The organism is Rhizobium phaseoli (genome assembly GCF_003985125.1).
GTDB lineage: Bacteria > Pseudomonadota > Alphaproteobacteria > Rhizobiales > Rhizobiaceae > Rhizobium > Rhizobium phaseoli.
The window spans coordinates 1-15,748 of sequence record NZ_ML133578.1 but is presented as its reverse complement, the minus strand read 5'-3'; the positions used below and the strand labels follow the sequence as shown (position 1 = coordinate 15,748).

The window sequence follows — 15,748 nt, the reverse complement described above, 5'->3', positions numbered from 1 at the left end:
GCCGATGGCTCACTCCGCGGACAACCTTGCCTTCGCGACCTGCCCTGCCACTTTTGCGGCGGCGATCGTGCCGTCTGCCGCGCCCTTCTCAAAGTCGTCATGCTCTGCCTGCGCCATCGTATTAGGTCACGTTTCCTTGCCTTAGCGAACGCGTAAAGCGCAGCGGCTTCCATCTCCACCGTGAGCGCGCCTCGGGCCTTGGCATATTCGATCGCCGCCTCCGCGTCCCGGTACGGCGCATCGGTGATTCACGTCGCGCCCCAGAGCACATTGAAGTTGTCGGAGATGTGTTTCGGCGCGCGAGATTGCCTCTCTGGCGGAAAGCAGTGGTTCCGGCCCACTGACCAGCAGGATGGATTTCGCCCACGGCACGACCCCTCTTGATGAATCCGCCACGTGAGGTAATCAATCGGAAAGGTCAGGTGAAGCAGATGCTTCTGGTACGAGATTATTAGTTGATGGATGACAGACTTATCTCTCCGCCGCTATCCCAACTGGAAAAGTTGAGGCAGCCTCTGACCGCGGGAGAACGAGCTGTATTTCAGCTTTTCCACCGATACCTCTCAAAAGACTGGGAAATTTACTTGCAGCCCCATTTGAATGGCTTGCGTCCAGATTTTGTCCTCTTGAATCCGCACGGTGGTATCGCCGTCTTCGAGGTGAAGGATTGGGACCTAAGGGCCATGCGATACTTCACCAAACCGGGGCGATACGGACCTGAGCTTTGGGCGGAGAGACACGGCGAAGAGTTTTCCATTCAGAATCAAAACCCTATCCCGAAGGTCAACCTCTATAAGAAGGAAATATTCGACCTTTACTGCCCACGTCTCCAAGAGCGAGCAGGATGGGCCGCAATCACGGCTGGCGTCATCTTTCCTTTCGCTAATACCGGTGATGTTAAGCGCCTTCTCTCTCCTTTCCAGCAGGCTCAAAACCGCGACGAATTCGAAAAATACCAACCCATTACCGGAATGGACGAGATATCCTCAGGCAATCTAGAGGCAGTGTTCCCCGAGTCTAAGCGCACCGGATCGCGCCTAATGAAGGCCGACCATGCCAGTGACCTGCGCGGATGGCTCGTTGAACCAGACTTTTCATCGACCCAGCGGACGCCGCTGGTTCTCGATCGCAACCAACTATCATTAGCAGAATCCAGAACTGAAAGCGGTTATCGACGGATCAAAGGCCCAGCGGGATCGGGCAAATCGCTGGTTCTTGCGGCAAGAGCCGCGCGCCTTGCTAATGAGGGGAGATGCGTTCTGGTAGCGACCTTCAACATAACGCTCTGGCATTACTTGAGGGACCTGATTGTTCGAGGTCTCGATGCACCGGAAAAGTTAAGAAATGTCCGCTTCACGCACTTCCATCTATGGTGCAAGCACGTCTGTCATGACGCAGGGTGGGATAAAGAGTACGAGAACCTTTGGTCAAATAACCCAAGGGGCCAAAGGGACGCTTTGAACTATGCTTTGCCACTCCTCGCAGAGAAGGCTGTAGCACTCGCCGATTTCGAACGGCACGATGCGATCCTGGTCGACGAGGGTCAGGATTACCTTCCCATGTGGTGGAATGTTCTTCGCAAGGCGTGCAAACCAGGCGGGGAAATGCTCTTGGTCGCCGATGCGACCCAGGACGTCTACGGCACTGCCTCATCTTGGACGGATGAGGCGATGAAGGGGGCAGGCTTCGGTGGTAGGTGGGCGCAACTGGCCACTAGCTATCGCCTCCCTCCTGAGGCGCTGAGGCTCGCACGGACCTTTGCGGAAACGTTTCTTCCGAAAGATGCAATTGACCTTCCAGAAGCGGAGCAAGGGTCGCTCGACCTTTACCCGTGCCGTTTACGGTGGGTGCAATGCTCTCCCGACACAGCCAGCACGGTCTGCTCGAATGAGATACAATCTTTGATGCGCCAGACTGGAAAGCGGTTAGCAAATGCCGATATCACATTGCTCACCGGGGATATGACATCCGGAGTGGACGTGGTCACTCGCCTCGAGGAGGAGTACAAAATCTACACGGTAAATACGTTCGGCAGCGACCATCGGCGTCGAAAGATGGGCTTCTACATGGGGGACGCCAAGATCAAAGCGACCACCCTACACAGCTTCAAAGGATGGGAGTCCCGTCTGCTCGTCATATACGTACCTCACGCCGCCCATGCCCAGAGTTTGGCCTTGGTGTATGCGGGCCTGACGCGGTTGAAGCGCAGTCAAGAAGGCAGTTGGTTGACAGTTGTATCCTCAGCGCCAGAATTGCATGAGTTTGGTAGGAGCTTCCCCGACTATGCAGACGGTGCCGCAGCTATCGTGACTTAATCAGGACCCAGTTAGCTGTCACAGCCTCTTGATCCGCCCCTTTTCGTCGCCGGCGGACCCTTGGCGACAACTCGCCCGCTTCTTCTTCGCCAACGCTGCCAGCGCTCCATCTACCGTTCTTGTCATCAGCAGCATCAGATCGATGATGTCCTGATCGTCTTCGATGATGACTAACCGCAGGAACTGCCGATTGCCACCAGCCGCGACTGAGCATGACGTCCAACATGTAATCATCGACATCAAAGCGGAAGACCGCCGAGAAGATGCCCGCGCTCTTTCAAACACGTTGCCATATCACGTTGGTGGCGTAGCGGGCGACCTTGGCTGTGCAGTCGGCAGCGGGGTGGTCTCCGGAGCCGTGACGGCAGAATATGCTTGGAACGCAGCGAACAGAACCAAGACGGCGATCAGCACATTGTAAACCCATTGGACGACCGTCTTGATTATATCGTAGTCTTTCAAACTCTCGTTAATTGGTCCTTCACTGATTTCTTCGATCTCGGCATTTGTAAGCACCTGATTGAGGCGCTTCCGCCATACATTCCTGGAAGCCTGCTGCGCAGCGAAAAATCTCCGGTTCATGAAAGTCTGGAGATTGTAGGAAACACCAAGAAAGATCGCAGCACCGATTGCGAAGACACACGCTATCCAAAGGTTCTCAGACTTCGTCGCATCGGAAAGAACCTTGATAACAAAAGGTACGGTCGCGATCGCCAAATCCTTCCAGAGACCCGCGGACAAGTCTTGGGCCTTTTGGGTTGTCTTCTGGGCATCCTCGTTGACCGTCTTCCTCAGGTCGGACAACGCCTTCAGGGTTTCTTTGCTGCCGGTTTTAACATAGGCAGCGTAGGCCGCCTTCGCGGAATCGAGCCCTCCGTCACCCAGTTTATCCAAGGCTTCCTCCCGATAGGTGCGGGCCCATTCCGCCGCTACAAGGAGATGTCGTGTGTCGGCATCGCGGTGACCCGACCCGAACACCCATGTCGCGCTCTCATCAAGTCGATCCGCAATTCGAAGGAGATCGGAGTCTGACAGGCTAAACCGCCGGCTCGGAGGGCCCGAAAGCTGAAAGACCGTATCATTCCCTTGCTTGAAGACCTGGTTCGACAATGACGACATGAGTTTGCGGGCCGACATGAAACGCCACGTCTGGAATGCTGCCGAGCTGTCAGTGGGCCGAGACTGCAGAAGCCAGATACGGATGTCGGACGGAACGATCTCGCCATCACTAGCGTCATGCGCGATGCGCCGTGGATTCGGCATCGCTTCGCTTGCCGTGAAATTCGCGACTACGCCGTCTGGCCACCGTTGATATCTTGAGCGGTGAGTCGTGAACGTGGACATGCTGGTCATGTCGGCAATGCACACGACACTCTTGCCTGCTAGCTCGTTCTCCATCCTCTTGAGAGACGCCCCAAAAAATAGGCTGAGCTGACCATCTGCCTGCGCCTTCCTGACGGCGATGGAAAATTGGGTCCCAGGAGGAGGCATCTCGTCTTCATCGAGGTCAACGTCTGTGCCGTGGCGCGTAATGCTCACTTCCGCCAAGAAGCTGGGTACCTGGGCTCGCAGAGCCTTCCACTTCGCCAGGGTAGCAGGGTTGTCCAGAACCGCACTAAACGAGATGATCCCCGCCCGCTCCAGTATCTCACCGGGCACAGCACCTGTCTCAATCAGAAGAGAGGCAACTTCACTTGGGCTCATCCAGCTTTCTTTTCAGTTTGTCGTGAATGACAATGCAATCCTCCCGCTCCTCGACAAGTTCTGAGAGGATGGCCGGAATTCTGATGTCGATGCCCTGCTCGGTTTTATAGACCAGTGTCCGATCACCGCTGATCTTCTCAGTTGAAAGTCTCATCGGGACGCCGTCGATGCGCTCGGTGTGCAACGCTCTATGGAATTTACCGAGGAGCACGCTGTCATCCGGCAGCTTTTTCCCGACGACGGCCTCGAGGAAGTTGCGGTGACCGTCTATCTCAATGCTTCCTCCGGCAGAAGCTGCATCGTAGGATCGCTTGGTCAAATCGCGCAGCACATACGGCTCCACTAGCTCCGGATTGGCTAGAACAACCTTGCGGGTGACATCAACAAGTTTTTTGGTGAGATCGCCATCGCTGTGGGTAGGTTTGGCGTCTAGGAACCGCTCAAAGTATCGAGCCACCTTTTGTTGATTTCTACGGTCCAAAACGGTGAGGTCGCCGCCATTGTCGTCCACGGTTATGAGGGCTGCCTTTTGCAGTGCCGTCTTGTTCTGAACGAACGTTCGCTGGATACTTTCAAGGCTGACGCGCTTACGTCCATCAGCACCATCTTTCAGATCGTAAGCCACAACCATTTCGTCATCGTATTTGAGAAGCGCGAACGACTGGTCTTCTCCGGCCTTCAGTACGAAAAGTAAGATCGCGCCTTTGGAGGTGTTGCCATCATGAAGCTCCTCGAAATCGTCCGCTAGCTTCTCGCTCTCTTCTTGGAATTGGTCACCATTTGCAATTATTCGTCGGAGCCGAGTGAGGGTTTTCGATGCATCGTTAAATTTGTACGGCAGCCCCGCGTTGACCGATCTAATGCGATCTATGAAGAACTCCTCGAAATCGCCCGCATCTAGCTCTTCGAGTTTGACAACATTCCCGGTGCCGACCAGATGGAAAACCATCCGCTCGATTTTCATCGCACCAAGCTGATCTTCAGTGTAAAATGCCATTGGTGGTTGTCCAAAGATTGAAATTGTGCCCCATCCCAACACCGTGATCGAAATTACGATACGCGCGGATATGGAATTCGATACCACCTTCTAGTTGACTGGAAAAGATAAGGTCAGTGCGCGACACTGGAACAAAAAGAGAACACCGTCAATAGATTTTAGTCAGCGCCCGGTTCAGCTCACCGAACCAACGTACACAGGTAACAGATAGTCTCTCGAACTAGCGCAGCGCCTACAGGACACAGCGCAAAGTTCTATGTTAGATTTCCACGATAAGACCGGGGGCAAACTGCGTTTCCTCCCTAGGGTATCCCCGGGGATTCGATACAATCCTAGTGCTCCCGACATAGTAATCATTGCGGTGATGGACGTGCCCATGAATCCATAACGCTGGCCGTGTCTCCAAGATGAGTTCTTCCAAATCCGACGCGTAGCAGGCCGACGACGGATCATATCGAAACTCGGAGGCGACGGAACGGGGTGATGGCGCGTGATGGGTGACGACGACGGCTTTTGCCCCCGACCACTCGCGAAGCTCCCTGGCTATGAACTCCCTCGTCTCGACATGCTTTCTGTAAGTGTCGATCGGCCTGAATTTGGAGTACGGACTCTTTGAAAGCCTGATCTTGTCGTAATCGTTCATGTCATGTGCTGCGTATGACATCGCGACTTGGGGATTGATGCCGAACAGCCGAAAATCAGTCCAAAGCGTCCCTCCAACGAACGACACGCCATCGATCTCAGCGACGGCGTTTTCGAGGAAGTGGACACCCGCAAAGCTTTCCGCCACGGCCTCCTTCAAGCTTTCCTGGACTGCATCGCCATAGTACTCGTGATTTCCCGGGCAGAAAACCACCGGGACTTTCCCGGCTAGATGCTTTGCCAGCCAGCGTAAGCTCGGAACGATCCCCTTCGTCAGAACATCGCCAGCGCAGACGACGACGTCCGCGTCAGCTGGAGGCTGAATATTGAAGGGTTCGCAGAATTCCAGATGGAGGTCGGAGATTGGCCAGATTTTCATGGACCGACGCGCCAATTGGAAACCGGCGTTGGAAACGAGAACGACCTGCCGCCCCCAAAACAGCGTCGGCCGGCGTCGGCCCGTTCTTTGAAGCTCAGCATTCTCTTGACCCCAACTCTTACTGAAATAAGTACAGGAATTCCGGGAGATAACGGGCCGCAAATGCCCGCCTCATGTTCAATGCGACGGGGTCGTTTTTTATCCTCAGCCCGCGCCGAGCCTCTTCTATGGTAAGCCACCCATCTGCCAATCGCCAACGTCGATGGAATAAGTCATCCAGTTCGGACTCGCGCCAAAGCCGGAGATTTTTCAGCGCGTCTGACCTTGTTTTCGTACCCGACGGCGCTCGCTCAATCATCGCCAACCACCCGGCGATGTCTTGCTCGCCGATCACTGCAATCTTCTCGATTGCGATGGCGATATCTTCCGGGACGGTAGCAAGCGCGATGTCGCGGGCCCTGAGAAAGCGCTTGTCTATCGTGAAATCGATCGCCCATTCCGCGGGATCGTCGCGCCACAAAACGGTCTCCGCGGCCTCGGTCCATCGTCCGTCAATGACCAAGCCAAGACTCTGGAAAACCGGCAATCCCTCAGGCGCGAGGAATGCGGGGCCACAGCCATTAGAAGCGCGAATGTTGGGTCGAACAAGACCGGCTGGGTTGGGCGCAACTCGCGCCCCTGGGTAGTGACGATATCCGATGGTATTGTCTTGCGCGGCCAAGCTGACCACGACAGCGGCAATGTCGTCCCATCTCGGCAGGACTGCTGGCAAGGCTGGCTCTGCTACAGGCATTGTCCCTTCTGTAATCCTGTCGCCGTAACCGAGGTTTACGAGAGCGTCGCAGGCGGCCTCATAAGAGTTGATGTACAGATGCTCCCAATTTCCAGATGACCCACGGGGCAAATGCATGGACAAGAACTCTATGACGGGTTCGATCCATTGACGCCCGTGGGCGAGCCCAATGGGCTCGGCACCCGCCGCAATCCGACGTCCCGTTGGCATGAAATCAAACCTTTCGGACTGCCCCGGAACCACCTGCCCCATTCGTGAGCCATTTCTCGCTGCCATCGCCCGCGCCTCCCATTTCGTTACCCGATACTATTCGTAAACTCAGTAGTCGGAGATCGGCGGGAGCCGGCCGCGCCAGTAGTCCAGCTGCACCTGTGATCCGAGGCGGTACCACCGATACAAGGTGCGCGCGATGCCACGATCGCGGTCGAGATAGAACAGTTCGCTTGATGCTGCCGCGTTGCCGTCCTGGATCGAGGGGTGCGCGAGCGTTCGGCCGACAAGGCACGGTACCCTTCGACTGGCCATAGACCATGAATTGATCGCGACCTGCGGAATGGCGGATTCAATTCTGTCGACGTTTTCCAGATCATCTGCGAGGCGTCGAAGCAGGCAGACAAGCGTTGGACGGGGTGTGCCGAAGCACTTACCGGCGTCGGATTCATCAGGTTTCACGTTGGGCCTCATTTTTTAACGTTCTTGTTTGAAGTGGCGATAGAAGCCACGGCTGGAGCACTGTCGGCCCCGTAGGCAAGGTGAGGTTCGACAGCACGTCGTCGTCGAGGTGTCCGGCCATGCCTCCCCGAATCACCCACGATCAAAACCAGCTCCGTTATGTGTGTAGTTATAATGATCTTTTAGTGCATTTTAACGATCATAATGTCAACCCGAAGTCTTCATTTTGGCTTTTGTTGACTTTGATTACCGCCGCCGGTTCACCGAAGCGATGAAACCGCAAGTTCCGCCCGACGCGCTGAGGGCAGCCCGATCGCTTGCCGGCCTGTCCCAGAGCGACGTCGCGTCCGGGTGCGGGTTGACGCGTGCGTGGATTTCCAAGATGGAAGCCGGCAAGGAACGCGTCCTCCAGGCGAACCTCACCCTGCGGTCGTTCTACGAGCACGCGGGAATCGAGTTTCTCGGCACCCTCGATGTCGGGTCCGGCGAGCTTTCCGGAATTGGCGCGCGCTGGCGGCCGCCGCCAGGCTGGCCGGAGCGGACGTCCGAAAGCGCCGGGTACCACACCGAAAGAAACGGCGTGGCTTTCCTCGCCGCCCGCGCGCTCGCGGGGCTCGACCAGCTGTCGGTCGCCCGCGACGTCGATCTGCACAAGACCGTGCTCGCCCGACTGGAAACCGGAAGCTTCGAACCCGACGCCGGCGACCGGCTGCGGCAATACTACGAAGCCGCCGGCATCGAGTTTCTCGGTTGGGGCGATGTCAGCGAAAACCTGCATTACGGCGTGGGGGTCCGATGGAAACCCCCGCGCTAGATCGCCGCGAACCCGCGCCGGGGGAGCCGGCATCCTATTCCCCCGGTTCCGGGTGCCCGCCGTTGACGAGCGCCGCCCGCCGGCTCCCACAAGCTAGAAGAGACGCGCCGCCATGCCGGCCGTGAGCCCGGACGCGCTCAGGGCCGCGCGCGGGCTCGCTTGCCTCAGCGAGCGGGACGTGGAGCGACTGACGGGAATTTCAAGCCAGGCTTTGGAGGCCTCGGAGGCAGGCAAGCCCGGCGCGGCCCGGACATCCGTCCGCCTTGGCGAGTTCTACGCCGCCTTGGGGATCGAGCTTCTGGGGTGGGTGAGCCTGACCACGGGCTACGAATACGGAGCCGGCGCGCGTTGGAGGCCTCCATGGGAACCCGGGCGAATGGAGGCGGAAGCGGCGGCGCGGCGGAATGACCCTCCCTGGCTCGCCTTCGCCGCCGCCCGAGCTATGCTCGAATGGGACCAGAAAACGGCGGCAGATAAAGCCGGTCTCTCCCGAAGGCAGGTCGAACACCTCGAGGCCGAAGGCCCTTCCACGAGAAAGAGCCGGGAGCGCCTCCGGATCATGTACGAGTCGAGGGGGATCGAGTTTCTCGGAGCGCTCGCGAACGGTCGCGTCGTGGGTGTCGGCGTCCGCCGGTCGTCGGTGACGGACCCGATATTCTGGGCCGACATTCTTCGCCGGGACGGGGGACGGACTTACCCCGACTGACCCGTTGGGTAGCAAGAAGGCGGAAGCTAAGTGCGCCGGTTCTCCGTTTCGAACCATTTGCCAGACCAAACGCCGGCAAAAGGACCGATTTTGACGTCGTCGACAACGCGTGTTCTGCTTGCCGCATGACCGAGAAAGAACCGCCGAAAAAAAAGAAGAGTCGCAAGCGTCGAACGCCTCCGCCGAGTCCGATTCTGGACCCGCACGGCTTTCTCACGCTGCAACAGGTTTGCGCGCTGACCGGGCTTTCCCGCTGGACCCTCCAGAAAATGTGGGAGCATGACTTGTTCCCGCGGCCGGTGCCGTTGACGATCGGGCCCAAGGGCCACGTCGGGAAGAACGGCTTCGCGATCCCGCCGGTTTACCGGTGGCTTGCCGACCGGGCCGCAGGGGCTCCCTGGCCCGATCGTCCGGGCGGCAAAGGCCGCGGGCGCAAGGGACCCCGGCGCAACCCCCCTCGATAAGCCTCGGTGCAGGGCCAATTCGAAAACCTCATCGCAGGTATCGGCCCGCCTTTTCCAGCCTCAAAACAAGATCGAGCGCGGCGCTTTCAAGAACCGCCGCAATCGCTCCTGTCGTGCCTGTTAGCACCGACTTGCGCGTTTCCACCCACTCCCGCTTCCACGGGACGTCGTGGAACGGACTATAAGCGACGACCTTCAAACGTCCGGTCGGTTCGGCCCTCCAAACCTTCCAGGTCGGCTCGATGTGCTCCTCCTTCCGGTAGTCCGCCTCGTTGACGTATTCGCCCATTCCGACATACCTCTTCTCGACCATTTCGCTCGTTTCCACGATCGCGATGCCGATGGGCACGCCGTGCACGAACGCAACCGTCGGGGATAGAGGACTGAAAGAAGGCGACAAGCCGTCCTGGCCGCCGGCTTCCGCCGTGTCGATCGGAATCCGGATCAGCACCTCGTCACCGCGCCAGATCATGACCGGATGACCGAGAGTCTCGAGCGTATTGAAAAGCTCGTTGGCAAATACGAGGCTCTTCTTGAGGCCGGATGCTGTCACCGTTACGTCAACGAGGAGTTTTTTGCGAGGCTTGAGATAGTATCCGTCCCGGCCCGGTGTGGCGTCGTCGAAATGCGGCAAGGACTCCTTCACCAGTCCATGCACGCTCACGCCCCTCCGGGCCGGCTCCGCGTCCACCGGCAAAACCGTCTTCGCCGGCGCGACCCGCCGCGGAGCCGACCCGACGGTTTTCCCCTTCTCCCATGACGTCGGTTTACCAGGACGCAACGGCGGTAGCGGCGGCGGCGGCGGGGCAATCCCCGCGCCGCGTTTCGCCCAGTATCCCAAGCCGGGTCGTGGCACCTCGAGCGCCGTGCAGACACGAGCGAGGTAGTTCGCCGAAATTCCGAGCCGCGGCCCCGCTTGCAGCGCGGGGGTGCTCCAGACAAGCTCGTAGAGTTGTTCCCGTGTCATTTCCATAACGGTTCTCCGTCGGGATTTTCGACAGGAATGTCGAATTCCTCCTCTTCGCCGAACCCGGACGCGGAGCCGTCGAGTACTTCCATCAGCCTCGCGCAAAAGCGAGACAGGGCCGTCCTGCATTGACGGAGGAACTCGTACTGGTTGTATACACGGTCCAAACCCCGCTTGCCGTGGTCGATGATGGCCTCTGCGACATCCTTAGGAACGTCCAGCTCCGCCAACGCGGTGCGAACGACGCGACGGGTGTCGTGGATCACGAAATTCAGCGGCTTCGCACGTGGATCGAGTTTCTCAAGCTCCTTGACCATTTCGAGTCGTAGTTTATCGGTGCTGTCGGAAAAGCCGTTGACCGCCTTTTGGCCGTTGGTGGTGCTGAAGATGAAGTCACCATGCCCCGGCCGCTGCGAGCGCTTTAACCTCAGCAACAGGGCGATCGCCTCAGCCGTCAATGGGACAGGGCGTTCGATATCGCTCTTTCCCGGCGTCTCGATCCACAACCGGCGATTCCAATCTATTTCCGTCCAGCGCGCCCGTGCGGCTTTCGACTTTCGCGGGGCTCCGGTCAGAACGACGAACTGCAGGCAAGAGCCCATGGGATACCCGAGAATCTCGGTGGCTCGCCAATACGCCCGGACCTGGACCGGTGACAAGGTGTGTTTCCGGACCCGTTTCTTCAGTCCGAGCCACTTGGGTTTGAGGTTGGCGGCGGGATTTGATTCCAGCCCGTAGGCCTTTTGGTTCGTCGGCGTCATGGCCCAACCGAAAAACTCCTTGAGATGCGTGTAAATGATGCCTGCTTGCCTTGGCGCGGGCCGATCCCGGATCGAGACGAGCAATGTTTCGATGTCGATACCGGTGACCTCCCGCATCGGCCTTTCGACGAACTCCATCCCCGAGTCGAGCACGTAGTGGCGCATCGCCTGGATATCCTCTTCGACGTGACGCCTCCTTTCCCTGAAGGGCAGGAAAGCGATGAAGTCCTCCATCGCGGAGCGGAATATCTGCCGCGCAAGCCGGCGCTGTTCGGCCGCGGTCCGCGTATTCTCGGTCTTGGGGTCGGCGCGCTTCGCCACCAGCAGGTTCCATTTCGCCGCCACCTCGCGCGCCTGTTCCAGGTTCATATCGGGGTATTCGCCGATCTTCCGGCGGCTGGAGTTCTTGGCCCCGCCGAAGCGGGCGAGCAAGACGAAGACCTTTTTTCGCGAGCCGACGCGGACGAACAGGTTGGCGGTCGTTCCGTCCACCTTGTCGTACCGCTCCCCCGGCTTCGCGAATCTGAGGTTTCTGATTTTCTCGTCGGTAAGACCTTGGGGTTTACGCATGGCAGATCACCTCTCTGTCGGGCGACTGGGCGGGCAGCACGGCGCTTGGAAACGGTCTCCGTCCCGACGCCGTCATGGAAGCTCTTTTCCCCCGATTAGACAACGCGATCAGGTGGTTCGACTTCGAATTCCACCGGATTCCAACACCAGCGCCGGTTGCACCATCTGGCTCATAACCGCTTGGTTGGGGGTTCGAGTCCCTCCGGGCCCACCATTTTCTCCCTCGTGCGATCCGTCTACGAACGTCCACCCCGAGTCGCAGGACGCGAAATCCAGAATTTTGACGCGAGATTCCGGAATTTTCGAGTTCGACAAATCGGCATCGCGAGCGTTTGGTCCCCTTGTCCGGTGCGGCAGGACTGCCCTTCGCCGGGCCCTACTTATTTCTCGTGAAGATCGGGATGCATCGTTCCCGGCGCACTTGTTCGCAAGGAATCTTGCAGAAACTCACAGGTCCGCTCAAACCGTCCCCGACGGTCCAAAAGGTTGTCAGATATACGCCATCCAGTTGCGGATTTTATCTCCGAGTTTGGTGAACGCTTCCACAGTTGCACGAGGCCTTCGGCGTCCGGCCCGGTGATCGCGAAGTCGATGTATGTTAGTTTGTCAATCGACTTCGTCACGTCGGGATGGTCGAATGAATGTATCTCAAGCTGGTGGGCGAATTTGTTCCGGATCTCAGCTATCACCTTTAAAGCTTTGCGCGCGCCAGATCCGATTATCCCCAATGCAAAAGCCATATCCACTCGTGAAGCGAAATTGCCGAGCGGCCCGTATTGCATCGGGTCGAACATACGATCAACTACCTTGGGATCGGATTGCCGCCCAGGGAAATAGCGTTCAATGGCTGATCGTAAGTGCTCCTCAACGACGGTGACGTGAACAATAGCAATCGAGCGGTCCGCCTCGCGGCGCGCTTGTCTCAATGCTTCGCCTTGAGCGACGACAGCCTCGTAGGCTGCCACTCCTCCTAAGGCCTCGATCATTGTGTTTCTTACTTTAGCTTGAAGTGCGTCAGACCACGCCCTTTGCTCTTCGATCGACCACGTCGGCGGCTGAGGGTGCTCACCTTCTTCACCACGCGCTAATCGCTCTGCGTGCTCTCGTAGCGCCGTCTGCAAGCGTGCGATTTCATCGTCCATTTCGGCAAGCCGTGCGGCGGTAATCTCTGTCATTTAAGCAACCTGAGCGACATAGCTGTAGCCTTTGTAATCGCGCACAGCGACGCGTTCATTTCGCCATTAACGCTGCTCCATACTGATAACGAAACGACCAATGCGTAGTCCACTAAAACCGTGGCACCATCGACGCGCTAATAACTGCAAGACCGCCCATCGCTAGGCCTGAACCCATCCGCGCAGGCCGGGTTAAGCGGTTGGCTCTCATAGTAACCGCCGCCAATCGACGACGTCTCATCGAAGTATCCTGACGAAGTGCAGGCCGAAGTGATCGTGGCAAGGCTGATCAGCGCTCCGGTCGCGACAAGGGCGAAAAATCGGTTCATCTGAGCTTCTCCTTCGGAGGGGCAGGCTTTAGCCGCAAGCGGTCAATTTACCACGCGATCCCCTGCGTCTGCGAGGATTTATGGCGGCAGAGCAGGCTCGTCGGCCCCTCCTAACGCCAATGTGATCCGCCACTGTCACATAACTGTCATGCAAAATTGCCCATTGCGACGGCAACCCGGGCAAAATATACGCTGCCGGCTAACAAAAAAAAGAATGAGTGAAATGCCATGAGTGCCATACAGAAACTTTTTAACCGCAATCTCCTGTCCCGTTTCGTGACCGGTCTCGGTGCGGTTCCCCAGCGTTTTCGCGAAGCCCGCGAAGAACGCAAGCCTGCCATTCATCCCTCTTTCATGGATGATTTCGGCGCTTGATTCAGCGCTGTATCCTGCAGCGGTGACGGCAAATTCCGATTCCGGATGATGTAAGGCTTTCCCGCCAGGGATAGCGAAGCAACCACGCGGTTGCGGTCCTAGCCACACAAGCTCCCCACCCTCCGTCGTCCTCGGGCTTGACCCGAGGACCCATAGCCCCAAGCACTGCGGCGGCGTTCGCACTGACAATGGCGACCGCAGCCCAGCAGCTCGCACGCCGCGTGCGGCATGGATACTCGGGTCAAGCCCGATTGTGACCGAGCGTGGAAGACGCTCCCCTGCCCTCCGTGGGCCTCAGGGCTTGACCCGAGGAACCACGGAGCGCGTCCTCAGTTGACCACGGGCGCTGCCGCTTCGCCCCAGCTCGATATCGGTTGGCCGCCTTTGGTCGCCACGCGCGCATCGTAGAGCGCGAGTGACGCCTGCAGCTGGCGCATGTCGTTGCAGCGGTTGATGATGCCGCCGATATAGTGCACGCAGTCGCTGGCGCTGCCCTGCACCGATCCTGTCGCCCAATCCTTGACGATGCCGTCGGCGCCGACCAGGAAATAAGAAAGCCGGTTGTTTTGCGAGACGGTGGAGCTGCCGACCAGGCCGGCGAAATTCGTGCCGGTCTCGGTTTTGGCGGCGGGCGCCATATGCCGGTAGACGGTCATGCCGTTCGTCAACGGCGTCGCGCCGATCATCGGGCCGTAGGTGGCGTCGGAGCCGGAAAGCTGCGCCATCGGCGACTGGCCGAGATTGGCAATTTCAGTATAGGGTTTGCCGAGCGCATAGCTGGTGAAGGAGCGGTTGGCGGCGTTCTCCGCCTTTTCCGCCACCTGCGTGCAGCCCGCCAGGCTGATGGCGAGGCCGATTGATAGAATTGTGATGACGCGCATGTTGTCCCCCTTGCCGGGCACAGCGTGTCCGGAAGCCCCTGTTTCTTAACCCGCCGTCTTTGCTATCAGGTTTGGGGGATTTGGGAAGGTGGCGCGCCTTGGGCAATCCGCAGGCTGGAGGGGCACAGCAACACCTCTCCGCATATTTTTCTTTCGCCACGCGCGCGCCCGTCCCTTCCGCCGCAATAGCTTCACAATCAACCGACAGAAAGTTCATCCGGGAAACGACAACTAGGGAATGAAACATGGCGCCGATTCTGTCCAAGACTGTTCTGATGACTGCCCTTCTGGCCCTGCCGCTGGCGGCCGCAGCGCCTGCAATGGCGCAGGAGGCGAAGCCGCGCGAGGCGGTGATTTCGGTGACGGGGGATGGCGAATCGTCCGTGGCGCCGGACATGGCCATCGTGACGCTTTCCGTCGTCAAGCAGGCGAAAACCGCCCGCGAAGCGCTCGATGAGAACAACAAGGCGATGAAAGACGTGCTCGACGCGCTGAAGAGCGGCGGCATTGCCGAGCGCGATCTGCAGACCTCCGGCTTTTCCATCCAGCCGCAATATAATTATCCGCAGCCGGTCGACGGCCAGCAGCAGCAGCCGCAGCTGATCGGCTACCAGACCATCAATGCGGTCACCGTCAGGCTGCGCGATCTTGCCAAGCTCGGCCAGGTGATCGACCAGTCCGTCACGCTCGGCATCAACCAGGGCGGTGACATCCAATTCACCAACGACAAGCCGGAAGCGGCGATCGAAGAAGCGCGCAAGGACGCCGTCGCCGAGGCGGTCAAGAAGGCGAAGACGCTGAGCGAAGCGGCCGGCGTCAAGCTCGGCCGCATCATCGAGATCAACGAGAATGAGCCGCGCCCGCTGCCGCAGCCGGCCTATCGCGCCACGATGATGAAGGAAGCCGATGCCGCCGTTCCCGTCCAGGCCGGCGAGACCACCTACAATGTCAGCGTCACGGTAACGTTTGCGATCGAGCCGTGAAATGAAGGCGCCGCGCGTCCTTCCGACATGCGGCGTTCAGACCGCTGATGAGGTCGGTCAATTGCTCTTTCGACGTATTCGGGCTGGTGGCCTGTGAACGACCGGGTTGATGGTCGACACTTTGGACCGGGATGATACCTGACAGTTTTCATTCTGTCGTGTGCGCTGCTTGGTGCCTCATCGGCCTGGGCGGGCGCGGCGGAGCGAAGCGACGGAAGCGG

17 protein-coding genes are annotated in these 15,748 nt (G+C 58.6%); 6 read left to right on the top strand and 11 right to left on the bottom strand.

Features of this window, described 5'->3' with window-relative positions:
• Positions 1–458 precede the first annotated feature (458 nt).
• On the top strand, positions 459–2,315 hold the full coding sequence (locus tag EFD56_RS21215) for a nuclease-related domain-containing DEAD/DEAH box helicase (RefSeq protein ID WP_245440627.1): 1,857 nt from the start codon (positions 459–461) through the stop codon (positions 2,313–2,315).
• 18 nt (positions 2,316–2,333) lie between these two features.
• On the opposite strand, the gene EFD56_RS21210 is transcribed toward EFD56_RS21215, so the two are convergent.
• The 6 genes from EFD56_RS21210 to EFD56_RS21185 all read right to left on the bottom strand — a co-directional run bounded on the left by EFD56_RS21210 (position 2,334) and on the right by EFD56_RS21185 (position 7,502).
• Positions 2,334–2,555, bottom strand: coding sequence for a hypothetical protein (locus EFD56_RS21210; protein ID WP_126906181.1), 222 nt, complete (start codon positions 2,553–2,555; stop codon positions 2,334–2,336).
• A 54-nt stretch (positions 2,556–2,609) separates the two neighbouring features.
• Entirely contained in the window at positions 2,610–4,019 is a 1,410-nt protein-coding gene (locus EFD56_RS21205; protein WP_126906180.1) for a hypothetical protein, read from the bottom strand.
• A complete protein-coding gene (locus EFD56_RS21200; RefSeq protein WP_126906179.1) occupies positions 4,006–5,016 on the bottom strand; it encodes a nucleoid-associated protein in 1,011 nt (336 codons plus the stop codon). The genes EFD56_RS21205 and EFD56_RS21200 overlap by 14 nt, the downstream gene beginning before the upstream one ends.
• A gap of 259 nt (positions 5,017–5,275) precedes the next feature.
• On the bottom strand, positions 5,276–6,037 hold the full coding sequence (locus EFD56_RS21195; protein WP_126906178.1) for a metallophosphoesterase: 762 nt from the start codon (positions 6,035–6,037) through the stop codon (positions 5,276–5,278).
• 118 nt (positions 6,038–6,155) lie between these two features.
• On the bottom strand, positions 6,156–7,106 hold the full coding sequence (locus EFD56_RS21190) for a hypothetical protein (RefSeq protein WP_126906177.1): 951 nt from the start codon (positions 7,104–7,106) through the stop codon (positions 6,156–6,158).
• A 42-nt stretch (positions 7,107–7,148) separates the two neighbouring features.
• Positions 7,149–7,502 (bottom strand): hypothetical protein, encoded by a 354-nt coding sequence (locus EFD56_RS21185; RefSeq protein WP_245440626.1) that lies wholly within the window; start codon positions 7,500–7,502, stop codon positions 7,149–7,151.
• A 226-nt stretch (positions 7,503–7,728) separates the two neighbouring features.
• On the opposite strand from EFD56_RS21185, the gene EFD56_RS21180 reads away from it, so the two are divergent.
• From EFD56_RS21180 to EFD56_RS21170, 3 genes are all read left to right on the top strand, one after another.
• Positions 7,729–8,316 carry a helix-turn-helix domain-containing protein gene (locus tag EFD56_RS21180; protein WP_245440625.1) on the top strand — a complete coding sequence of 196 codons (588 nt, stop codon included), beginning with the start codon at positions 7,729–7,731 and terminating at the stop codon, positions 8,314–8,316.
• Between the two features lie 112 nt (positions 8,317–8,428).
• Positions 8,429–9,022 (top strand): XRE family transcriptional regulator, encoded by a 594-nt coding sequence (locus tag EFD56_RS21175; RefSeq protein ID WP_126906175.1) that lies wholly within the window; start codon positions 8,429–8,431, stop codon positions 9,020–9,022.
• Positions 9,023–9,147: 125 nt separating this feature from the next.
• Positions 9,148–9,486: a helix-turn-helix transcriptional regulator gene (locus EFD56_RS21170; RefSeq protein ID WP_126906174.1), complete on the top strand. Its 339-nt coding sequence runs from the start codon at positions 9,148–9,150 to the stop codon at positions 9,484–9,486.
• 28 nt (positions 9,487–9,514) lie between these two features.
• Here the strand turns inward: EFD56_RS21170 and EFD56_RS21165 are convergent, their stop codons facing one another.
• The 4 genes from EFD56_RS21165 to EFD56_RS33210 all read right to left on the bottom strand — a co-directional run bounded on the left by EFD56_RS21165 (position 9,515) and on the right by EFD56_RS33210 (position 13,288).
• Positions 9,515–10,459 (bottom strand): hypothetical protein, encoded by a 945-nt coding sequence (locus EFD56_RS21165; protein ID WP_126906173.1) that lies wholly within the window; start codon positions 10,457–10,459, stop codon positions 9,515–9,517.
• The gene (locus EFD56_RS21160; RefSeq protein WP_126906172.1) at positions 10,450–11,784 is read right to left on the bottom strand and encodes a tyrosine-type recombinase/integrase; all 1,335 of its coding nucleotides are present in this window, start codon (positions 11,782–11,784) and stop codon (positions 10,450–10,452) included. Before EFD56_RS21160 ends, EFD56_RS21165 begins: the two co-directional genes overlap by 10 nt.
• A gap of 380 nt (positions 11,785–12,164) precedes the next feature.
• Positions 12,165–12,959, bottom strand: coding sequence for an MltR family transcriptional regulator (locus EFD56_RS21155; RefSeq protein WP_126906171.1), 795 nt, complete (start codon positions 12,957–12,959; stop codon positions 12,165–12,167).
• Positions 12,960–13,096: 137 nt separating this feature from the next.
• Complete coding sequence (locus EFD56_RS33210; protein WP_126906170.1) at positions 13,097–13,288, bottom strand: hypothetical protein; 192 nt, start codon at positions 13,286–13,288, stop codon at positions 13,097–13,099.
• Positions 13,289–13,516: 228 nt separating this feature from the next.
• Here EFD56_RS33210 and EFD56_RS32720 point away from each other — a divergent pair, with 228 nt between their 5' ends.
• Complete coding sequence (locus EFD56_RS32720) at positions 13,517–13,663, top strand: hypothetical protein (RefSeq protein ID WP_004677729.1); 147 nt, start codon at positions 13,517–13,519, stop codon at positions 13,661–13,663.
• Between the two features lie 329 nt (positions 13,664–13,992).
• Here the strand turns inward: EFD56_RS32720 and EFD56_RS21145 are convergent, their stop codons facing one another.
• Positions 13,993–14,544, bottom strand: coding sequence for a hypothetical protein (locus EFD56_RS21145; protein ID WP_126906169.1), 552 nt, complete (start codon positions 14,542–14,544; stop codon positions 13,993–13,995).
• Positions 14,545–14,789: 245 nt separating this feature from the next.
• Between EFD56_RS21145 and EFD56_RS21140 the strand changes: the two genes are divergently transcribed.
• Positions 14,790–15,527: an SIMPL domain-containing protein gene (locus EFD56_RS21140; RefSeq protein WP_037140454.1), complete on the top strand. Its 738-nt coding sequence runs from the start codon at positions 14,790–14,792 to the stop codon at positions 15,525–15,527.
• Positions 15,528–15,748 lie beyond the last annotated feature (221 nt).